The organism is Hymenobacter sp. UYCo722, assembly GCF_040547115.1.
Lineage (GTDB): Bacteria > Bacteroidota > Bacteroidia > Cytophagales > Hymenobacteraceae > Hymenobacter.
In genome coordinates this window covers 264,441-284,588 of record NZ_JBEPPC010000004.1, presented here as the reverse complement: position 1 = coordinate 284,588, position 20,148 = coordinate 264,441, and the positions used below count along the sequence as shown (strand labels likewise).

Below are 20,148 nucleotides of genomic sequence, written 5' to 3'. Positions count from 1 at the left end.
TCGGTTACGTCGTGCAGTACCGCTTGGGTGAAGGCCGGGGTGGCTTGCTGGCGCAGGTTGGCCGTGTAGCTTTCATAACGTCCTTCCAGCTGAAAGGTGTTCAATTGCTGCACAAACGTGGCCTGGGCCGGCGTCAGCACTAGGTTTGTATCGGTCAGCAGCCAGCCGGGCAATGTTGTGCGTAAAGGGCGGCGTGTCGCCGGGGTTGTCCTGCACCCAGAGCGCCTTGGCCAGCTTCTCGATAGTGAGGTGGGCCCAGAACAAACACGGCACATACGTACCGGCCGCGAACATGGCCCCGACCTCCTGCCAGTTCTGGGCGGCGGCATTCATCCAGTAGGCAATGTGGTCGGCTTTCGTCACGCTGCAAGTTAGCGCAGAAGCGGCTGAAGCTCCCGTAGCTTCAGCCGCTTTCAGTTTCTGTCGCAGCGCGGGGCTTTGGGGAAGGAGTTGAGCTGCGCTGAACTACTGCGCCTTGCTCACGAACGTCTGCTTCGCCCGGATATCTGTGGAGGAGCTGCCCACCAGCACTTCGAATTCGCCGGGCTCGACTACCCAGTTCATATTGCGGTCGAGCAGGGCCAAATTGTCGGGGCGGAGGGTGAAATGGACGGTTTTGCGCTCGCCGGGGGCCAGGGTCACGCGCTCGAAGCCGCGCAGCTGGCTGTCGTAAGTGATGACGGTGCTGAGCTTGTCGCGCAGGTAGAGCTGGACTACTTCGTCGCCTTTTACCGGGCCGGTATTGGCCACGTCTACCGCTATTTCGATGGGGGCTTGGGGGGCGGCTTCGCGGGGCGTTACCTGAAGGTTGGAATAGGCGAAGGTGGTGTAGCTCAGGCCGAAGCCGAAGGGATAGAGGGGGCCGTTGGTGGCGGTTTTGCCGCCGCCGTTGGGGTCGCCGCCGATGGGCTGGTCGGCCTGGGAGGCGGGCTTGAAGGGGAAGTTGAACTCAATCTGGCCGGTGCTTTTGGGGAAGGTCATGGGGAGTTTGCCGCCGGGGTTGTAGTCGCCGAACAGCGCCTCGGCGATGGCCGTGCCGCCCGATGGGCTCGGAAACCACGCCTCCAGAATGGCCGACACGTTGCGCGCCGCCCAGTTGATGGTGAGCGGCTGGCCGTTGATGAGCACCAGCACCACGGGCTTGCCGGTGGCGTGCAGGGCCTCCAGCAGCTGCTGCTGGCGGCCGGGCAAATCGAGCGAGGTGCGCGAGAGGCTTTCGCCCACGGTTTTGTCGTCCTCGCCCAGCACGGCCACGATGACATCGGCAGCTTGGGCCTTGGCCACGGCTTCGGCAATGCCCTGCTGCTCGGCGGCGCTCAGGGGCGTGGGCACCAGTTCGGTATCGGGCCAGCCGGGGCACACCACGTCGCAGCCCTTGGCGTACTGCACCGTGAGGCCGGGGCCGGCGGCCGCTTTCAGGCCCGCCAGCACGGTGGTGACGGGATTGTTGGAGGGGCCATAGCGGCTGATGGCGGGGTCGGGATTATCGGCCAGCGGGCCGACTACGAGCAGGTTTTTGAGCTGGCTTTTTTGCAGCGGCAGGCGGGCGTTTTCGTTTTTCAGCAGCACAAGTGATTCGCGGTTCACTTGCAGGGCGAAGGCCTCATCGGCGGACGTGTGCACGGTTTTGTCGGCCTGCTGGGGGTTGGGCACGTAGGGCTGGTCGAAGAGGCCGAGGCGGAATTTCACGCGCAGCACTTGGCGCACCCGCTCATCGACGGTGGCCTGGGCCAGGCGGCCGGTTTTCACCAGCTCGCGCACGTTGTTGATGTAGGTGGCGGGGGTGTAGAAGTTGGTCCACACGTTCAGGCCGGCCTCCACGGCCTGGCGCGTGCCATCCAGAAAATCAGGCGCGACGTGGTGCTTCTCGGAGATGAATTCCACCGCCCGGCTATCGGACACCACGTAACCATCGAAGCCGTATTGCTGGCGCAGCAGCTCGGTGAGGAAGTAGTGGCTGGCGGTGATGGGCACGCCGTCCCAGTCGTTGTAGCTGCTCATCACGCCCATGGGGTGGGCCTCCTGAATCACGCGCCGGAAGGGGTACAGAAATAGCTGGTGCAGCTCGCGGGGCGCGACGTGCGGGTCGGTGCGGGCGTTCCCGTCGCGCCCGCCCTTGGGCACGCTGTACACGGCGAAGTGCTTGAGCGTGGCCGCCACGCCCTGGCCCTGCACGCCGAGCACCATCTGCTTGCCCAGCTCCGCGATGAGGAAGGGGTCTTCGCCGTAGCATTCCACCACGCGGCCCCAACGCGGGTCGCGGGCCACGTCCAGGATGGGCACGTACACGTTGGTGTAGCCCAGGGCTTTTGCTTCGCGGCCCACGGTTTCGCCGGCGCGGCGCACCAGCGCCTTGTCCCAACTGCTACCGATGCCGATGGGCGCCGGCAAGGGCGTGGCGCGGTCGTGGTTCAGCCCATGAATGCCCTCGTTGGTGAAATCGACCGGGATGCCCAGCCGTGTTTCCTCCACAAACCAGCGCTGCACGTTGTTGATGCCCACCGCGTGCTGGCTGAACGGAAAGGTGTATTTGCTGGCGGCTTTCGGGGTGTTGCGCACGCCGTTCAGCTCCTCGTCAATGTTGGCGATGCCGTCCTTCCAGACTTCATTTTTCCAGCCGGACGTGGGCATCTCGTCCTTCAGCACCCGCCCGAAACCGTAGAGTGTGGCCATCTGGCAGGTTTTCTCGTCCAGGTTCATCTGGGCCAGCAGGTCGTCCACGCGCTTTTCCAGGAGCTGGGTCACGTCCTCGTACACATCGCGCCGGCCGTTTTTGTTGAAGTCGACCCAGCCTTTGTGGTAGAGGTTTTTTTGGGCGTGCGCGGTGGTGGCCAGCAGGCAGCCCAGGGCCAGCAGCAGGGTTATTCGTTTCATAGAAAGGACGGTTGGGTGGGATAGAGATGCTGTAAACTTCCCGCCATAATGCGCCGAAACCAACGGTTATCTACGCAAACGTTTACAGGTGCAGACGCGGGTCACCTCACCCCCGGCCCCTCTCCCGCGGAGAGGGGAGCCAGTTCTGCGCTGATGCAAATCCCTTCAAACGAAAGAGCCAATTGCGCCCTGCAATTGGCTTTCTTCATTAATAATCGTCAGGCTCCCCTCTCCGCGGGATAGGGGCCGGGGGTGAGGTGACGGCCCGCATCGTAAACTTGTGGGGCTCCAAGCCGGGCCTTGTCTTTTCCACTTTCCGATGAATTTTCGTTTTCGCCAACTCTGGCAGCCGCTGCGCGAGTCGCTGTGGTTTGTGCCGCTGCTGATGGTGCTGGTGGCCCTGGGGCTGGCCTACGGGCTAGTGCAGTTCGACCAGGCCAGCAGCGTGCACGGCACGCGGCGGCTGCCGCTGTTCTTCGGCATTGATGCGGGCGGGGCCAGCGGCATGCTCACGGCCATTGCGGGCTCGATGCTGACGGTGGCGGCGCTCACGTTTTCGCTGCTGCTGGCGGCGCTGGCGCAGGTTAGCAACCAGTATTCGCCGCGGGCGCTGCGCAATTTCATGCGCGACCCGGTGAACCAGTTCGTGATGGGCTACTTTGTGAGCGTATTCACGTTTGCCCTGTTGGTGCAGGGCACCATCCGGGAGGGAGAGGACGTGCGCTTTGTGCCCACCACGGCCGTGCTGATGGGCCTAATGCTGGCCCTGGGCGGGGTGGCGGCGCTCATCTTCTTCATTCACCACGTGGCCGAGTCCCTGCAAACCGGCACCCTCGTGCAGCGGATTACTGCCGAAACCGAGCGCGAGATTACTCACCTCTTTCCCTTCGATTTCGGCGCTGAGCTACACCCCGATACCCGCGCCGACGCCGAAGCCTTCGTGGCCGAGCCCACCGGCTGGGTGGCCATCAATTCCGACGAGGCCGGCTACCTGCAGTACGTCGACGCTCGCGGCCTGCTGGCCTGGACTATCCGCCACCGCACCGTATTGCGCCTCGACTGCCACGTCGGCGACTTCGTGGGCCGGGGCCAGCGCCTGTTCAGCGTGCGCGCCGGCCAGGACCGCACCCCCACCGAACCCACCGACTGGCCCACCGACCTGCGGCGCTACGTGAGCCTGGGCTGCCACCGCAATCCCGAACAGGACGTGGCTTTCGGCCTGCAACAGCTGGTCGACATTGCCCTCAAAGCCCTGTCGCCAGCCATAAACGATACCACCACCGCCATCATGGCCATCGACTACCTGGGCGAGCTGGGCGGACAGCTGGCCCAGCGCGATTTCCCCGGCGTGCTGCGTTCCGACGGCCACCACCTGCGCGTCCTGGTGCGCGTGTACACGTTCGAGGAGTATATGCGCCTGGCCTTCGACCTGGTGCGCGAAAGCGCCGCCGGCAACCCAGCCGTGCTGCGCCGCCTGCTGCGCGCCCTGGCTCTGACGGCCCGCCACGTCCGCGACCCCAACCGCCTGCTCGTGCTGCGCGAGCAGGTAGAGTTAGTAATGACCCAAGCCGAAACCACCCTGCCCACCGACTACCTACGCCAGCAGGTGCGGGAGTTGTATGATGAGCTTAGCCCGGCCTGGGCATGAGCAAAGCAAGCCATTATTGAGGGCAGACAGCCGTATGGGGGCACAAAAATAACGTCATGCTGAGCGTAGCTGAAGCACCTCTACCGCGCAGGCAATCTGTTTACTGCTGCGGTAGAGATGCTTCGGCTACGCTCAGCATGACGTTCTGAATTTAAGACACATACTGCTATACTACGCCGCAGTGGGCAACAGTTCAGCCATGTCTACTTCTTCGCCCGCCGCCCCTCTAGGATTCGGAAAAACGAGCGGGTCTGCACCTCTTCCAGTGTCAAACCAGTTGCCAGGATTTCCTCTTCCGAAATCGCGCCGCAATTCAGGGCTTTAAGGAAGAAGTTGAGCAGGCCCTGGCCGGTAGCGGCGTCGTCGAAAATGTCGCCGGTGAGGGTGGAAATGGCGGCGCGCTCCACAAAGGTGCGCAGGCGGAAAACCGCGTCGTCGTAGCTGCTGAGGAAGAAGTTGTAGGTGGCGGCGTAGCGCATCGGCAGCTGAGCGGGGTTCAGGTCCCAACCCTGGTAGAAGCCGTTGATGAGCGAGTGGGTGCTGTGGTGGTACGCCTGGCGCCACGCGTTATGCACCGACTCGCGGTTTTCGCGTAGCTGGGCGAAGGTCAGGTTATCACCCCGGTGCGGGCCGATGGGCATCACGTTGGTCGCCCCATCAGAAAGGAAGATGCCGGTACTGCCGAGCGCCACTTTGGTCATGTGGTGGGCGAAGTCGTTCACGGGGTGGCCCATGGTCTGATACTTGGCCGTGATGCCGCAGGAGGCTGTGTAGTCGTAGGTGCCGAAATGGGCCGCGATGCAGCGCCCCTCGCTGGCCCGGATGATGCGCATGAGCGGGTTGCGCCCCTCCTCGTCCATGATAATCTGGGTAGCCTCCACCATCGTTTCCATTTTGAGGGTGCCGGGGGCCAGGCCGTTGGCCTTTTCCAGCAGCTCGAACAGGCGCACCATGGTGGTCATCTGCTCGGGGATGGTCACTTTGGGCAGCATCACCACGAAGTTATCGGGGAGCTTGCCGCCGGTTTCGGCTAGCAGCGTGGTCAGGAAGATGTCGAGCGTGCGCACGCCGCGCTGCTTCATATCCTCGGTGAAGGGCTTGATGCGGATGCCGATAAACGGCGAAAGTGTGCCCTGAACCATGCCCTTAGCCACTTCCTTGGCGGCGCGCACGGCAGTTTCGTCCTCCTCGGCATCGGGCCGGTTGCCGAAGCCGTCTTCGAAATCAATACGAAAGTCTTCCACGGCTTCGCGCTTCAGCTTCGCCACGATTTTGTTGTACACCGAGTAGGCCAGCCAGGCGGGCTCCTGCTTGCGGTCCTCGGGACTTTGTGCATCCAGTTTCGCGGTGAGGGCGGCCACGTCGGCTTCCAGGTGCGGCAGGTGCTCGTGGTTTTTGAGTTGCAGCACGCGGGCCAGCTCCACGAAATTGGGCGCGTAGGTGAGCAGGTTGTTAAGGGCGATTTCGCCCATTTTCACGCAGGTATCGGCCTTGAAGAGGTTCGCGCCGCCATACACGGTGTGCACGGGCTGGCGGTCGGGCCGGTCGCCGGGGTAGGTTTTCTGGAATTTGAGGTTGGCCGCGCCCAGCTGGTCGAGCAGGATGGCTTTGTCGGATTCGGGTAAGCTGAGTTTCATGGGGGAATCTGATTGTTCGTTGTCAGTTGTTGGGCAAGTTTTTACAAAACGTCATGCTGAGCTTGTCGAAGCATCTTTACCGCGCAAGCAATTCATTTACTACTGCAGTAGAGATGCTTCGACAAGCTCAGCATGACGCGCTCACGAGCCGCGATAGGTGGAATATCCGAACGGATTCAGGAGCAGCGGCACGTGGTAATGCTCATTACCAGCCACGGTGAACACGATTTCCACGAAGGGATAAAAATTAGCCGTAGCATCCTGCGCGAAATATTCTTCGGTGTAGAATCTCATTTTATACACGCCCAATTCCACCTGTTTTTCTTTCGGCAATAAATCGGGAATGCGGCCGTCGGCGTTGGTTTTGCCGCGTGCAATTTCCTGCCAGTTGTCGCCGACCTGTTGCAGCAGCGCAATGCTCACGTTAGCGGCCGGCTTGCCCTTGGTGGTATCGAGAATGTGGGTGGTTATCTGGCTCATGCGGCAAGGAGTTTTTCGAGGCGGAGGCGGGTGATTTTGTTCTGCTCACCGGCGGCAATTAAAATTTCATCTTCCGGCTTATTCGACAGCCGGGCTTGCAATAAAGCCAGCATCTCATCGGCCGATTTCCCGGTGGCGCACACGATGAAAATGTAGCCAAACTTGCGCTCGTATTCTTCGTTGCCCGTCGCTAATGCCTTTAAAGTGTCTTGCGAAGCCTGCTGCACCGAAGCCTGCTCGCCCTCGGCCCAGTTACTGGTGCTGGCGAATTTGGCACGCAACGCTTCCACATCGCCCCCGATTTTGGGGTGGTGCGTGAAGGCTTCGCGCCAGTCGGCTTCGTCCAGCTTATTCCACGCGGTATTGGCCTCGTCCATCAACGTTTCCACGTCGGACAAGGGGAAGGCAGCGAGCATATTTTCCACCCACGTGGCCGAGCCGCAACACTTTTGCAGCGCTTCGGCGAGGGCGGGTTTGGGGAGGTGATTTAATTCGGTTAAGGTCATAATTTAACTTGTCATCCTGAGCGCAGCGAAGGACCTTATCACCGCTAAACGATTTGCAGTATTTAATATCAAACGGATTGCGCAACGGCGATAAGGTCCTTCGCTGCGCTCAGGATGACAGCACTATGTAATGACAGCTTTAATTGGTTACTGCACCGTTGGAAACCGGTTCACGTTCTTGTAGTAGATGTACACCGACGGCTCCTGGCCCATGGCGGTGGCCCACTGCTGGCAATACGGAGCCATCCAGATGGAATCGCCCTTCTTCACCGGGTACCAGCACTGGTCGAGCATGTAAATGGCCTGGCCTTCGAGATACAGGAGGCCGTGCTCCATGATGTGGGTTTCCACCATCGGCAGGTTGCCCCCAATGCCGTAGGTGAAGATGTTGACAGCCATGTCGAAGCCTGGCGCGTTGGGCAGCAGCTCCTGAATGCGCAGGGCCTCGTCGTTCATGTAAACGGGCGCTTTGCTGAGGTCGCGCTCGCCCCAGCAGATGCCCGGCGTGGCGTGGCCCGCCAGCGGCTCATACACTTTATGGAAGGTGAGCAGCTGCGTGCCGGCGCTGGGCTGGCTGAATTCATACGTCTGACCAACCGAAATATAAACGTACTCGCCCACGGTCAGCATGCGGGTTTCGCCGCCCACGGTGGCCGTGCAGCCGCCCTGCACCACGTAGAAGAAAATCTGCGACGCCTCGGTTTCGCCCTCGAGGTGGCCGGCCTCGGTGAGGGTGATGAGTGTCTGGCAGAGGCGCGCACCCATCTGCTCGTTGATGATGACGTTGGTGGTGCAGCCGGTCCAGCCGGGCACGTTGCTGTTGATGTAGCCGTCGGGGGCGATGATGGCGTGGTTGCGCTTTACAACTGAGCGCGTCAGGGCGGACATTTCCATGTTCTGGGTGGGAATGAATAAGGACTGTCATTGCGAATGGAGCGCCACGAAACGCGGCAATCCATCCGCTACCACCCCAAATTTTCGGAGTGCGACAAATGAAAAAATCAAATCGGCATGCTTCGGCTGCGCGGACGCCAGATGAGCATGACGTTCTTTTTGTTGCGAGTCGGCGCAAAAACCAACAAAGCGGGCGGCAATTTATCACTTCTCCGCTTTCCTTGCCCAGGCGGGCCGAATTAGCTGCGTTGGCCGGCAGTTGCCCCCTCATGCCGGCGCGCCACGTCCACGGCCAGGCGGGCCAGGAACCGGTCGGCCACCTCAATCGCTGCTGTCAAATCGGCGATTTCCACGTCTTCCAGCGGGTTGTGGCTGATGCCCTTGTAGCAGCGGATGAACATCATCGTGACCGGAGCCACGGCCGAAATTGGCACGGCGTCATGGCCCGCGCCGCTCACCAGAGCCACTACTTCGTGGCCGGCATCGGCAATGGCTTCGGCCAGGGTTTCGTTCAGGCCGGCGTCGCAGGCAACGGGCGCGGTATCCTGAATCAGGCTCCAGCCCAGAGCCACGTTGCGCTGAATGGCCAGGGCTTCGGTGTACGTCTGCAGGGCCGCGTAGGCATCAGCCAGCTGGGTGGCGTCGGGGCTGCGCAGGTCCAGGGTGAGGACGACTTCGCCGGGGATGACGTTGCTGGCGGCGCGGCCCAGCGCGAGCTTGCCCACGGTGGCCACCAGCCCGCCCCCGTGGCTAAGGGCGAATTGCTCGGCGATGAGAATGAACTCGGCGGCGGCGCAGAGGGCGTCCTGGCGCATGTCCATGGGCACCGTGCCGGCGTGGCCGGCCATGCCGGTGAAGGTGAGCTCGACGCGCAGCTGGCCGGCAATGGCCGTGACGAACGCCACCGGAATCTGGCGCTCCCACAGCACCGGGCCCTGCTCAATGTGCATCTCAAAATAGCCCAGCCAGTCGGCGGCCGGAATGGCATCGCCGACGATTTGGGTCGCGTCGGCTGCCATTATTTCCAGGGCGTGGGCCAGGGTGATGCCGCCTTCGTCGGCGCGGGTCAGCCAAGCCGGGTCAAACGAGCCGGCCACCACCGTGCTGCCCAGGTAGGTGGTGTGAAAGCGCACGCCTTCCTCGTCGCTGAAGGCAATCAGCTCGACGTGGAAGGGCAAATTGGCCTGCCGCTCCCGCAGGTTTTCGAGCAAATCGAGGCCCATGAGCACGCCCAGCGGGCCGTCGAATTTGCCAGCATTCACCACCGTGTCGATGTGCGAGGCCAGCACGAAGGTTTTAGCCAGCGGGTTGGCGCTGGGCAGGTGGGCGCGCAGGTTGCCAATGCCGTCGAAGCGCGTGGCCAGGCCGGCAGCCTCGAACCAGCCCTGCACCAGAGCGCGGCCCTGCAGGAAAGCGGGCGTGCCGAAGGTGCGCATCACGCCGTCGGTATCTTCGCTGATGGCGGCCAGCGCGTGAATGCGCTGCATAATGTGCGCGGCGCGGGAGGAGTAGTCGGGCTGCATGCGGCTAGCGGGTTAAGAAGGTACCGTGGTTGAGGTGGCGGAAATCAGGGCGTTGGAAGACCAGCTCGCCGGCCAGGAAAGTTAATTCGACCACGCCCGTCAATTCCTGCCAAAGATAGGGCGACACTTTGTGTTTGTGCTCCATCATTTCCTCGCGCACCACGAAGGTTTGCTCGGCATCGAATACGATTAAATCAGCGTCGAACCCGGGCGCGATTTGGCCTTTTTTGCCGGCCTGGCCGGCCAGCTTCGCGGGGTTGGCGCTCAGCCAGCGGGCCATATCTGAGAGGTCGGCCCCGCGCCGGCGGGCGGCCGTCCAGAGCACCGGCAGGGCCAGCTGCAGCGAGGCAATGCCGCCCCAGGCGGTGGTGAAGTCGCCGCTGGCAAGCTGCTTGAGGTCGGGTGGCGCGGGCGAGTGGTCGGTGGCCACAAAGTCGATGATGCCGGTTTGCAGGGCCGCCCACAGCTGGTCGTTGTTCACCTGCTCGCGGATGGGCGGCGCGCACTTGAACTGGGTCTGGCCGTCGGCAATGTCCTCGGCGTTGAAGTAGAGGTAGTGCTGGCCGGTTTCCACCGTCAGGGGCAGGCCCCGGGCCTTGGCGGCGGCAATGGGCGCGATGGAATTGGCCGACGACAGGTGCACGATGTGCACCGGGCAGTCGAACTCCTCGCACAGGCGAATCATCAGGGCTACGGCATCGTCCTCCCACTTTTTGGGGCGCGAAGCCAGGTAGTTCGGGTACGAGCGGGGGTCATTCCGTTTCCAGTCTTCGTTGTCTTCGGATAATTCGCAGTGCACCAGCAGCGGCAGTTGGTGCCGGGCCAGAATGGGCATCACCCGCCGCAAATCTTCCTCCGTCGCGTTCGGGAAATCATCAATCCCCGAGTGCGTGAGAAAGGCCTTGAAACCCAGCACGCCGGCCTCAATTAGCGGCTCAATATCGGCGGCGTTGCCCGGAACCACGCCGCCCCAGAAACCCACGTGGCAGTGCAGCTGGCCCTGGGTGGCGGCTTTTTTCAGTTCTAAATTCGCTACCGAGGTCGTGACGGGCGCGGAGTTCAGCGGCATATCGACCAGCGAGGTGAGGCCGCCGGCCAGGGCGGCCCGGGTGGCCGTGTTAAAGCCCTCCCAGTCGGTGCGGCCGGGCTCGTTGATGTGCACGTGCGGGTCGATGAGGCCGGGCAGAATGGCGCGGTGGCCCACGTCGATGACCTCGGCCGTGGCCACCTCGGCCTCATAGGGCAGCAGGGCGCTGATGCGGCCGGTTTCGATGAGGATAGTGGCGGCGCGCTCGCCCTCGGGCAAAACCACGCGCTGGCTTTTCAGGGCGAGCATGGACATGGGACAGGGTTTTGCACTAAATTGGAAGCTTTTCCGACCAGATTTTCCTCCAGACGATGCGTATTAAACTAGGTGCCAACGGTTACGGCAAAAATGCGGTGAACCTCTCCCGCATCATCCGGCACGAAGGTTACCACGAATTTCGACAAGTCTCGGTGAGCGTGGCCCTGACGGGCGATTTCGACACCGCGCACACCGTGGGCGACAACGCGCTCATCCTGCCCACCGACACCCAGAAAAACACCGTTTACGCGCTGGCCCGCGAACATTTCACGGGGCCCATCGAGGCGTTTGGGTTGGTGCTGAGCCAGCATTTTCTGGCCCGCAACCCGCAGGTGGCCCAGGTGCGCATCGAGCTGGTGGAGCACCTCTGGCAGCGCATGGCGTTCGACGGGGCGGCCCACCCGCACGCCTTCACCGGCGGCGGCTCCGAAAAGCGCACGGCGGTAGTGACGCGCACGGCGGCCGGCCCGACGGTCGTATCGGGCCTGAAGGGGCTGATGCTGCTCAAAACGACCGATTCGGCCTTCGTGGGCTACCCCAAGGACGAGTTCACGGTGCTGCCCGAAACCACCGACCGCATTCTGGCCACGGAGTGCGAGGCGAGTTGGGAATACACGTCGGCTCAGGTGCATTTTGAAGCACTATACCACCGAATCCGGCAGTCGCTGCTGCGCACGTTTTCCGAGCACAAAAGCCTCTCGGTGCAGCACACGCTGTACGCCATCGGCGAGAAAATCCTGCTGGAAAACGAGGAGGTGAAGGAAATCAGCCTGGTGATGCCCAATCGGCACCACATTCCTTTCAACCTGGAACCCTTCGGGCAGGAGAACACGAACGAAATATTTGTAGCCACCGACGCGCCGTTCGGCTACATCACCGGCACCGTGACCCGGGAAGAATAAGCGCCGCCATGCCCCCCTCCCCCCGCGACCTGCCCGTCTGGACCCGCGCCGCCGCCAGCCTGCGGGCCGGCACGCCCGTGGCCCTGTTGCTGGTGCTGCGCAGCGTGGGCAGCAGCCCCGGCCGCCAGGGCTTCAAAATGGCCGTGACGGCCGATACGGTGGCGGGCTCCATCGGTGGGGGCATTATGGAGCACAAGTGGGTGGAGCTGGCCCGCCAGCGCCTGCGCGATACCGACGCCGCGCCCCTGCTGCGCCCCCAGGTGCACCGGCGCGAGGCCCCTGCCGACCGCTCGGGCATGATGTGCTCGGGCGAGCAGGACGTGCTGCTCTGGCCCCTGCGGCCCGCCGACCTGCCGGCCGTGGCCGCCATCGAAGCCAGCCTGCTGAACCTGAGCGGCGGCTTTTTAGCGCTGAGTCCGACGACGGGCCTGCAATTCGCGCCGCCCGCCGACACGGCGGTAGCGCCAGAAGCTCCCACTGCTTTTGCTGCTGCCGAGCCTTCCCCCGCCGCCGGGCAATCTGCTTTCTACGACTACCAGCCCGGCCCGGCGTGGCGCTACCGCGAGCGGCTGGGCTTCCGCGACCAGCTCACCATCGTGGGCGGCGGGCACGTCAGCCTGGCCCTGTCGAACCTGGCGGCGGCGCTCGACTTCGAGCTCACCGTGCTGGACGACCGCCCCGACCTGCCCACGCTGGAGAACAACCGCGCCGCCCACCAGCGCCGCGTCATCGACTACGAAACCGTGGCCGCCGCCGTGCCCGCCGGCCCGCACCGCTACGTGGTGGTGATGACCGTGGGCTACCGCACCGATGCCGTGGTGCTGCGCCATTTGCTTGGCCGGTCCTACCGCTACCTGGGCGTGATGGGCAGCGTGGCCAAAGTGGCCGAGCTGCGCCGGGGCCTACGCGCCGAAGGCTTCTCCGAAGAAGAAATTGCCCGCCTGCGCGGACCAATTGGGTTGTCGATTCAGAGCCAGACACCCGAGGAAATTGCCATCAGCATCGCGGCTGAGCTGATTCAGGTGCGGCGGGAAGCTACGCTTAAGTAATCACGCATAAGTAAGCGCATTGAATAAAACGTCTCATGCTGAGCGCAGTCGAAGCATCTCTACCGCTTCGCATGAGCCGTTCAACGGAGCAGTAGAGATGCTTCGACTGCGCTCAGCATGACTGCCTTTTTGCTACGCTTACTTTGCGCGCTTACTTAATGAGGCGTGAGGAATGAGGGATTATCCGCACGAAAATTCCTCACGGCTCATTGTTGACTAAGCTACAGGCATCTTACCGGTCCGATTCGCTGGCGGCCTCGCCGTTATTGCTCTTGGCGAACTCCTCGGTGAAAATGCGGTAGCGGTCGAGGATGGAGCGAACCGAGCGTTTGAGCACGATTTCGCCCATGGGGCCATCGGGCACGGTCACGCCCGAAGCGTAGCCATTCCAGACGGCGCGGTTGGTTTTCACGTCGATGAGGGTGACGAGCAGGGTGCCTTCGGCCAATAGCAGGCGCACGGGTTGGTAGCCGTGGCGCTGGTCGTCGGGGGTGTCGTCGTTTTCTTCCACGTTGCGCTTTATCCACTGGCCCAGGTCTTCCTGGTCGAAACCGTGGAATCGCATGTCGCCCTCATACACCCGGAAGTTTACCAGCATGTCGGGCCGCCGGGCGGCGCGCCGGTAGCCCTGAGCCCGGAAGCGCTGCTCGATGGCTTCGCGCAGCGACTGGCCCAGGCGGCTGGTATCGGAGATGATGCCAGTCCCAGTCACGAAATCGTAGGTACGGTAGTGGCGGAAATTGCCCCGGTAGCTATAATCCGAGTCAACCCGGGCTTCGCGCATAGCCGCGCAGCCACTCACGGCCAGGGCTAGCCCCAGCAAAATAGTACTAACTAGTTTCATACCGGCGGACGTAGTTGGCGGGAATTGGGACTACCAATCTACGAAATACTAAGCACTTAGGTGCTACGCGCCAGCAGAAAACCCGGCTCAACCGGCAAACTATTTTCCCTCGCCTTGTGCTAGTCCGGGCAAATGGGCGAGGGGTGGATGTGCTGCCGGCTTTTGGCCAGCACCGGATGCTTGGCTTTGCCCTTAGCCCCGCCGCCGCTGAAGCTGATAGTCCAGATGCTGTCGAAATCAGTATCGGGCCATTCCGACACGTCATCGATGCCCAGGTCTTTGGCAATATCGACGATGCTGTTGTGCTCCCACACCACGAGCACCGTACCCCGCAGTTGCCGCAGCTGCCGGGCAAAGGCCTTGGTGTTTTCCACCATGAAGTTGCTGTTGATGGTCAGGTTGTGCTGCACGGCATAGGGCATCACCGTTTGCAGCATCCGCACGCGGGTCGTGTCCTCCTTGTCGGTACCGATGACGGGCACGAAGGTGAGGTTGGGCGGCGAGGGCATCAGCCGGTTGAGCACGGCGGGCAGGGCCAGCGCCCGGTTCAAGCCAACGCAGGAGAGGTTGTCGCCCTCGGCCGGCTTTTCGCCGTGCCGGATAATGACAATTCGGAGCACCGGCGCGGGCGCGGCGGCCGGTGCTTGCGGGGCAAACGGGTGGAGCCTGGATATCAGGTACAGCCGGGCCTTATCGGAATCAGTGAGCTTGGGCATGGTGGGGAAGCAGAAGAAAAAACGGCCGGTTCGGCCCGCCCCAAGGTAGCGGGCAGGTTGTGCCGTGCATACGGTGAAAATCCTCAAACCGTCATGCAGCGCGCAGCAAGCCGTTTAGTTATTCTGTGCTTCTCCCCTACCGGTACCCGGCCGCCTGCAAGGCAAACAGCTCGGCGTAGCGCCCCCCCTTTTCCAGCAGCTCCTCGTGCGAGCCAATCTCCACGAACTGCCCATTCTCAATCACCAGGATGCGGTCGGCCATGCGCACGGTGCTGAAGCGGTGGCTGATTAGCACGGCGGTTTTGCCCTGGGTGAGCTCCTTAAAGCGCTGAAACACCTCGTACTCGGCGCGGGCGTCGAGGGCGGCGGTGGGCTCGTCCAGTATCAGCAGCTGGGCGTCGCGCATGTAGGCGCGGCCGAGGGCGATTTTCTGCCACTCGCCGCCGCTCAGGTCCACGCCGCCGTTGAAGCGGCGACCAATCATCTGGTCGTAGCCGCCGGGCAGCTTAGCGATGACGGTATCAGCCAGGCTCTGGTGAGCAGCGGTTTCGATGCGGGGCTGGTTCTGGCGCTCCTCGATGCGGCCCACGGCCAGGTTCTGGCCGGCCGGCAGCTGGAACCGCACAAAATCCTGGAAAATCACGCCGATTTCCTGGCGCAGCTCGGCGGGGTCGTATTCGCGCAAATCGTGGCCGTCGAGCAGGATGCGACCCTCGGTGGGGTCATATAGACGGGCCAGGAGCTTCACCAGCGTGGTTTTGCCGGCACCGTTCTCACCCACTAACGCCAGTTTCTCGCCGGCTTGCAGCGTAAAGCTCAGGTTGCGAATGGCCCATTTTGTACCATTCTTGTACTGGAACCCGACGTTTTCAAACTCAAACCCCTGTCGGATGGGCCGGGGAAAGGCCCGCGCTATTTCGCCGCTGACTTCCTGCCGCACAATGCGCGGCCGCAGGGCAAAGAAGTCGAAGAAATCCTGCAAATACAAGGCCCCGTCGGCCACCGAGCTGAAGCGGCTGAGAATACCTTCGAGCAGCCCCCGCAGCCGGGCAAAGGAGCCGGCCAGAAAGGTGAGCTGACCCAGCGAAATCTGCCCGGCCACGGTGCGGGCAATGATGTAGACGTAGGCCCCGTAGTAACCGGCCGCCCCAATGCCCGCGAACAGCGCCCCCCAGCCGGCGCGGCGTAGCACTAGGCTTTTGTTCTGGCGGTAGAAGTCGTCGGACAGCTCCCGGAAGCGGTCGATAAGGAAATTCGAGAGCCCGAAAATCTTCACCTCCTTGGCCGTTTCGTCGCTGGCCCCGGTCTGGCGCAGGTAGTCGAGCTCGCGGCGCTCGGGCGTCCAGGAGTGGCTCAGGGAGTAGCTGCGCTCGTTGAAGTGCGACTCGCCGAGGAAGGCGGGCACCACGGCCAGCAGCAGCAGCCCCAGCAGCCACGGCTGGAAGGCCACCAGCCCGCCGGCCAGCAGCACCAGCGTCACGGCATCCTGGCCCTGGGCCAGCACCTGGCTCATGAGCACGGTGCGGGAAAGGGTTTGGCGGCGGGCGCGCTCCAGCTTGTCGTAAAAGGTGCTGTCCTCAAACTGGTCGAGGTCGAGCTCGGCCGCGTGCTCCATGAGGCGGATGGACGACTGGTTGGCGAACAGGTCGCCGAGCAAGCTGTCGAGCAGGGCCACGCCGCGCCCCAGGGCATCGGCCAGCAGCACCAGGCCGAACTCCAGCGCCACCAGCGTGAGCACGGGCGTGAGCACCCGCTCGGGCGCGGGCAGCCGGGTGAGCTGCACCACGGCGTCAATAATGAGCTTGCCCACGTAGAGCGTGGCCAGCGGCAAAAACGCCCGCACGAGGCGCAGGGCAATATTGGCCAGCGCCAGTGCGGGGCTGGTGTGCCAGATGAGCTTCAGAAACGCCGGCAAATGGCGCAGGGCCGATACCCGCTCGCGCACGCTCACGGCGGGCTTTTCGGGGCCGCGCGAGCCGTTAGGGTTCTTGGCAGAAATTGATTTCAGGAATTCAAACATGGCCCGGGCTGGGGCAAGGTTGGGGCCGGGATTGAAGGGCGGCCGTTTTGGCAGGTCCCAACCGCAGCATTTCCCGCAACAGCAAAAGAGGCCCCAACGCGCACGTCGGAGCCTCTTTTTCCTTTTTTCCGAATGGTCGATTCGGTGCTGGCCGAGGGCCTACTTTTTGCCGTTTTGCTTATCCGTCAAGGTGAGTTTCACGGCCCCATCGGGCATGGTAACGGCTACCGTGTTGTAGTTGCGGGTAACGCCGTCGTTGTTGGTTTCCGTCCAGGTGGCATTGTATACGGTGCGCTGGGCGGGGCTCAAAGCCACTGGGAGCACTCCTTTCCACACCGACATGGCGTTTCCCGAGGGGGTCACCATGTTCCCACCGGTCATTCAGCTAGGCCAATCTTGCATTGGGAGGCTTCCGTTCGGGGATTACCGCCGGATTCTTCCTGACCTTTGCGGCACCCACATCCACTGCGATGGCGGCCCGCGCCAGTTGCCCCATCGGCGGCTGGCTCATGAGCCTATCGTTGTTTTTATTCTTCCCGCTCTTTAGTATGTTGCCTCGCCCATCCCGCGCAACCGGATAGCGGCCAGGTAAACGAGCATCCTCTTCCCCGAACTAATTTCTGGCCGTCCCGCTTGCTTATCCGTGGCTATCAACTCTAATCTGCGCCCGCCCGCCGACCTGGCCCGCGTGAACGTTCAATCCAGTCTCAACGTCAATTATTGGTGCCAGACGCTCAACTGCACCGAAACGCGGCTGCGTAATGCCGTGCTGGCCGTGGGCCCGCTGGCCGTGGACGTGCAAGCCTACCTCGCCCGCTAACCAGGCCAACGCTGCCCGTGGCTGGCGCGGGGTTTAGCGCCGCTACCACGGCAGGGACCCCAATAGCCGGCACGAGTCCGGGTGACGCGACGCTGAACCCGCGCCAGCCACGGCCAGCATCCCGCCGGCCCATTCCTGCCGACCTTTGCGGCCCCCATGCCCGCCCCCGCCCCTACTTCCGCCCGCCCCTACACCCTCGGCTTCTGGCTCAAGAGTGTAAAAATTGGAAATACTACCTGATTTCACATTTTCATCTCAACAGGTAGCAAAAAGGGTGGCAGAGTATAACCCTTTCCAAGGTGAGGACGGAGGATTGCGTAGAGTTATGCCCCTTCCAATCACACATGTTCTACTTATATGGCTGAAATCCGTCCGCTTACTGGGTTAAGGTTTTTGGCGGCCTTGTATGTGTTTATATTTCACATAGACATGCCTTTTCGCACGCCGCTTACATGGCTCCCAACCTTTATCCAAAACATTTTGCACCATGGCCGGCTAGGTGTCACCCTCTTTTTTGTATTAAGTGGATTTGTGCTGGTCTATAGTCATCTGAATGAATTTGCATCAGGTGAATTCAAGCCTGCTTCTTACTGGCGCGGTTTTATGTTTAACCGACTAGCCCGTATCTACCCAGTCTTTATCAGTGGGCTTTTGTTCATGGCTCTGCTAAGCACCATGATTGGCCTCAGCCCGCCTCCTTACATCCCCTTGCTTAGCGCTACTTTTCTTCAAATCTATTTCCCTTCGATTGCTATGCAATGGTATGACAGCGGAGCATGGTCGGTAGCGTATGAGATATGCTTTTATCTGCTATTCCCTCTGGCGCTGCCTGTTTTAATACGCCTGCGTTCGCGCAACCACTTGATGCTCGCTTTAATAGGATGCAGCGCCTTCGGGTTTGGAATGGGGCTTTTAGCCTCTCATGCACCAATTTTTGGATTGCATATGTGGAAGGTTGCCTTTTCATTTCCAATAATACGTTTTCCAGAATTCGTGGCTGGTATGATTACAGCGCTACTCGTGACACGGCATCGCTGGAAAGTTCAGCCTTGGCTGGCGGTTATGCTGGTCGTAGTCACCCTGCTGTATTTAGCCAGTTTTGCTCACCGCCTTGGTGGAATCACAATTTCACAAGATTGGATTGTAGTTCCAGTTATTGCTATGCTCATCAGTGCCACCACAGCATCTTCTGACCACGTGTTATTTCGTTGGCTGGGAACATTCCCAATGCGGTATTTAGGGCAAATAAGTTACTCTTTCTATATCGCTCAAATACCCCTCTTATTTTTATTGGACTGGTTGGTTACCTCGCACCGCGTAAGTAATTCCAACGTGTGGGTATTGCCCATATTATTATTCATCAACTTGATTATAAGCGTTTTGATGTATGAAATCATTGAATCACCGACCCACCGCTGGCTCATAGCGTGGAAAAAACGGCACCACTACAATCAAGCAGTAACGTAGCACTGCCCGTAAAAAGGTGGCAGATGCGCGACAAACGTGGCGCACCCAAAACAACATTTAAGCAGCGAAAAGCACATTGAGCGCCGTAAAACCCACTATTACACCTTCCACAGTAGCGCATCCTTATTCTTTAGGGTTCTGGCTCATGTGCCTGTCGTCGTTTCTGTTTTTTCTCAGCTTCAACCTGCTGCTGCCCGAGCTGCCTGACCACCTCACCCGGCTGGGCGGGGGCGAGTACAAGGGCTTCATCATTGCGCTGTTTACCCTCACGGCGGGGCTGAGTCGGCCATTTTCGGGCAAGCTGGCTGACACCGTGGGGCGCATTCCGGTGATGATTTTCGGTTCGCTGGTGTGCTTTATATGTGGGTTTTTCTACCCGTGGGCGCTCACGGTCACGGGGTTTCTGGGGCTGCGGCTGCTGCACGGCTTCAGCACTGGCTTCAAGCCCACGGGCACGGCCGCCTTCATCGCCGACATCGTGCCCGTGGAGCGGCGCGGCGAGGCCATGGGCCTGCTCGGCGTAACGGGCAGCCTGGGCATGGCGGCGGGCCCGGCCTTCGGCTCGTGGGTGGCCACCCATTTCTCCCTGAACGTGATGTTTTACTGCTCGAGCGGGGCGGCGCTGCTTTCGCTGCTGGTGCAGGGCACCCTCACCGAAACCCTGGCCCCGGCCCAGCGGCAGCCCTTCCGTTGGGGCCTGCTGAGGCTGAACTGGAGCGAGGTGCTAGAGCCGCGGGTGCTGCCGGCGGCCCTGGTCACATTGCTGTGCCTGTTTCCGTTCGGGGCCGTGCTCACCGTCATTCCCGACCAGAGCCGGCTGCTGGGCCTCACGGGCACGGGCAAGGGCCTGTTCTACATCTGCTACACGGTGGCCTCCCTGGCGGTACGGCTGATGGCGGGTAAAACCTCCGATAAATACGGCCGGATACTGGTGCTGCGCTGGTCGGCGGCCGGCCTGGCCCTGGGGCTGGCCCTGCTGGTCTGGACGCCCTCGGTGCCAGGGTTTCTGCTGGGCGCGGTAGTATTCGGCCTGGGCACGGGCCTGAACTCGCCCACCCTCTACGCCTGGACCATCGACCTGAGCGACGAGCAGCGCCGGGGCCGGGCCGTGGCCACCATGTACATCGCCCTGGAAGCTGGCATCGGACTGGGCGCGCTGGCAGCGGGCTGGATTTTCGCGAACCAGGCCCCGCGCCTGCCTTATGTGCATGGCCTCAGCCTGCTGGGCGTGCTGGCCGCCCTCGTCTACCTGCTGCGCCTGCCCCTGGATGCGCCCGCCGGCCACCAGCCCGCTGCCGATGCCACCCCCGAGCCGCTGGCCGAAGAAGTGGTGTAATGAGCAGGAAGTGAAAAGAATAGCCTGCCGAACTGACCGGCGTATTTCTGTTGCGCCCGTCATTTAGAAGCTGTTTGGGAAGTCAAA

At 61.9% G+C, this 20,148-nt stretch carries 18 protein-coding genes; 6 read left to right on the top strand and 12 right to left on the bottom strand.

The window, feature by feature from the left end; translation table 11 throughout:
* Positions 1-72 precede the first annotated feature (72 nt).
* The gene (locus tag ABIB44_RS12885; protein WP_354585047.1) at positions 73-363 is read right to left on the bottom strand and encodes a HEPN domain-containing protein; all 291 of its coding nucleotides are present in this window, start codon (positions 361-363) and stop codon (positions 73-75) included.
* Between the two features lie 102 nt (positions 364-465).
* Positions 466-2,874 (bottom strand): glycoside hydrolase family 3 N-terminal domain-containing protein, encoded by a 2,409-nt coding sequence (locus ABIB44_RS12880; protein WP_354585046.1) that lies wholly within the window; start codon positions 2,872-2,874, stop codon positions 466-468.
* A gap of 319 nt (positions 2,875-3,193) precedes the next feature.
* On the opposite strand from ABIB44_RS12880, the gene ABIB44_RS12875 reads away from it, so the two are divergent.
* Positions 3,194-4,522 carry a DUF2254 domain-containing protein gene (locus ABIB44_RS12875; RefSeq protein WP_354585045.1) on the top strand — a complete coding sequence of 443 codons (1,329 nt, stop codon included), beginning with the start codon at positions 3,194-3,196 and terminating at the stop codon, positions 4,520-4,522.
* A 203-nt stretch (positions 4,523-4,725) separates the two neighbouring features.
* Here the strand turns inward: ABIB44_RS12875 and ABIB44_RS12870 are convergent, their stop codons facing one another.
* The 6 genes from ABIB44_RS12870 to allB form a co-directional block, all read right to left on the bottom strand.
* A complete protein-coding gene (locus tag ABIB44_RS12870; protein WP_354585044.1) occupies positions 4,726-6,159 on the bottom strand; it encodes a DUF6986 family protein in 1,434 nt (477 codons plus the stop codon).
* A 141-nt stretch (positions 6,160-6,300) separates the two neighbouring features.
* A complete protein-coding gene (gene uraH, locus ABIB44_RS12865) occupies positions 6,301-6,639 on the bottom strand; it encodes a hydroxyisourate hydrolase (RefSeq protein ID WP_354585043.1) in 339 nt (112 codons plus the stop codon).
* Positions 6,636-7,145 (bottom strand): 2-oxo-4-hydroxy-4-carboxy-5-ureidoimidazoline decarboxylase, encoded by a 510-nt coding sequence (uraD, locus tag ABIB44_RS12860; protein ID WP_354585042.1) that lies wholly within the window; start codon positions 7,143-7,145, stop codon positions 6,636-6,638. The genes uraH and uraD overlap by 4 nt, the downstream gene beginning before the upstream one ends.
* Positions 7,146-7,292: 147 nt before the next feature.
* Complete coding sequence (gene allE, locus ABIB44_RS12855; RefSeq protein WP_354585041.1) at positions 7,293-8,039, bottom strand: (S)-ureidoglycine aminohydrolase; 747 nt, start codon at positions 8,037-8,039, stop codon at positions 7,293-7,295.
* Positions 8,040-8,278: 239 nt separating this feature from the next.
* Positions 8,279-9,562, bottom strand: coding sequence for a M20 family metallo-hydrolase (locus ABIB44_RS12850; RefSeq protein ID WP_354585040.1), 1,284 nt, complete (start codon positions 9,560-9,562; stop codon positions 8,279-8,281).
* A 4-nt stretch (positions 9,563-9,566) separates the two neighbouring features.
* A complete protein-coding gene (gene allB, locus ABIB44_RS12845; RefSeq protein ID WP_354585039.1) occupies positions 9,567-10,904 on the bottom strand; it encodes an allantoinase AllB in 1,338 nt (445 codons plus the stop codon).
* Between the two features lie 56 nt (positions 10,905-10,960).
* On the opposite strand from allB, the gene pucL reads away from it, so the two are divergent.
* Positions 10,961-11,809 carry a factor-independent urate hydroxylase gene (gene pucL, locus ABIB44_RS12840; protein WP_354585038.1) on the top strand — a complete coding sequence of 283 codons (849 nt, stop codon included), beginning with the start codon at positions 10,961-10,963 and terminating at the stop codon, positions 11,807-11,809.
* 8 nt (positions 11,810-11,817) lie between these two features.
* Positions 11,818-12,858, top strand: coding sequence for an XdhC family protein (locus ABIB44_RS12835; protein WP_354585037.1), 1,041 nt, complete (start codon positions 11,818-11,820; stop codon positions 12,856-12,858).
* A 232-nt stretch (positions 12,859-13,090) separates the two neighbouring features.
* Here the strand turns inward: ABIB44_RS12835 and ABIB44_RS12830 are convergent, their stop codons facing one another.
* The 4 genes from ABIB44_RS12830 to ABIB44_RS12815 all read right to left on the bottom strand — a co-directional run bounded on the left by ABIB44_RS12830 (position 13,091) and on the right by ABIB44_RS12815 (position 16,804).
* The gene (locus ABIB44_RS12830; RefSeq protein WP_354585036.1) at positions 13,091-13,702 is read right to left on the bottom strand and encodes a DUF4136 domain-containing protein; all 612 of its coding nucleotides are present in this window, start codon (positions 13,700-13,702) and stop codon (positions 13,091-13,093) included.
* Positions 13,703-13,821: 119 nt separating this feature from the next.
* Positions 13,822-14,418 carry a histidine phosphatase family protein gene (locus ABIB44_RS12825; protein WP_354585035.1) on the bottom strand — a complete coding sequence of 199 codons (597 nt, stop codon included), beginning with the start codon at positions 14,416-14,418 and terminating at the stop codon, positions 13,822-13,824.
* A gap of 136 nt (positions 14,419-14,554) precedes the next feature.
* Entirely contained in the window at positions 14,555-16,438 is a 1,884-nt protein-coding gene (locus ABIB44_RS12820) for an ABC transporter ATP-binding protein (RefSeq protein ID WP_354585034.1), read from the bottom strand.
* Between the two features lie 159 nt (positions 16,439-16,597).
* Complete coding sequence (locus ABIB44_RS12815; protein WP_354585033.1) at positions 16,598-16,804, bottom strand: hypothetical protein; 207 nt, start codon at positions 16,802-16,804, stop codon at positions 16,598-16,600.
* Between the two features lie 277 nt (positions 16,805-17,081).
* Between ABIB44_RS12815 and ABIB44_RS12810 the strand changes: the two genes are divergently transcribed.
* The 3 genes from ABIB44_RS12810 (at position 17,082) to ABIB44_RS12800 (ending at position 20,061) form a co-directional block, all read left to right on the top strand.
* Positions 17,082-17,258 carry a DUF3606 domain-containing protein gene (locus tag ABIB44_RS12810; protein WP_354585032.1) on the top strand — a complete coding sequence of 59 codons (177 nt, stop codon included), beginning with the start codon at positions 17,082-17,084 and terminating at the stop codon, positions 17,256-17,258.
* A gap of 357 nt (positions 17,259-17,615) precedes the next feature.
* Entirely contained in the window at positions 17,616-18,725 is a 1,110-nt protein-coding gene (locus ABIB44_RS12805) for an acyltransferase family protein (protein WP_354585031.1), read from the top strand.
* Between the two features lie 145 nt (positions 18,726-18,870).
* The gene (locus ABIB44_RS12800; RefSeq protein ID WP_354585030.1) at positions 18,871-20,061 is read left to right on the top strand and encodes an MFS transporter; all 1,191 of its coding nucleotides are present in this window, start codon (positions 18,871-18,873) and stop codon (positions 20,059-20,061) included.
* Positions 20,062-20,148 lie beyond the last annotated feature (87 nt).

Coding starts and splice junctions, on each gene's coding strand:
- ABIB44_RS12880 (WP_354585046.1), bottom strand. CDS start 2,874: ATGAAACGAATAACCCTGCTGCTGGCCCTGGGCTGCCTGCTGGCCACC.
- ABIB44_RS12875 (WP_354585045.1), top strand. CDS start 3,194: ATGAATTTTCGTTTTCGCCAACTCTGGCAGCCGCTGCGCGAGTCGCTG.
- ABIB44_RS12870 (WP_354585044.1), bottom strand. CDS start 6,159: ATGAAACTCAGCTTACCCGAATCCGACAAAGCCATCCTGCTCGACCAG.
- uraH (WP_354585043.1), bottom strand. CDS start 6,639: ATGAGCCAGATAACCACCCACATTCTCGATACCACCAAGGGCAAGCCG.
- uraD (WP_354585042.1), bottom strand. CDS start 7,145: ATGACCTTAACCGAATTAAATCACCTCCCCAAACCCGCCCTCGCCGAA.
- allE (WP_354585041.1), bottom strand. CDS start 8,039: ATGGAAATGTCCGCCCTGACGCGCTCAGTTGTAAAGCGCAACCACGCC.
- ABIB44_RS12850 (WP_354585040.1), bottom strand. CDS start 9,562: ATGCAGCCCGACTACTCCTCCCGCGCCGCGCACATTATGCAGCGCATT.
- allB (WP_354585039.1), bottom strand. CDS start 10,904: ATGTCCATGCTCGCCCTGAAAAGCCAGCGCGTGGTTTTGCCCGAGGGC.
- pucL (WP_354585038.1), top strand. CDS start 10,961: ATGCGTATTAAACTAGGTGCCAACGGTTACGGCAAAAATGCGGTGAAC.
- ABIB44_RS12835 (WP_354585037.1), top strand. CDS start 11,818: ATGCCCCCCTCCCCCCGCGACCTGCCCGTCTGGACCCGCGCCGCCGCC.
- ABIB44_RS12830 (WP_354585036.1), bottom strand. CDS start 13,702: ATGAAACTAGTTAGTACTATTTTGCTGGGGCTAGCCCTGGCCGTGAGT.
- ABIB44_RS12825 (WP_354585035.1), bottom strand. CDS start 14,418: ATGCCCAAGCTCACTGATTCCGATAAGGCCCGGCTGTACCTGATATCC.
- ABIB44_RS12820 (WP_354585034.1), bottom strand. CDS start 16,438: ATGTTTGAATTCCTGAAATCAATTTCTGCCAAGAACCCTAACGGCTCG.
- ABIB44_RS12815 (WP_354585033.1), bottom strand. CDS start 16,804: ATGGTGACCCCCTCGGGAAACGCCATGTCGGTGTGGAAAGGAGTGCTC.
- ABIB44_RS12805 (WP_354585031.1), top strand. CDS start 17,616: ATGGCTGAAATCCGTCCGCTTACTGGGTTAAGGTTTTTGGCGGCCTTG.
- ABIB44_RS12800 (WP_354585030.1), top strand. CDS start 18,871: ATGTGCCTGTCGTCGTTTCTGTTTTTTCTCAGCTTCAACCTGCTGCTG.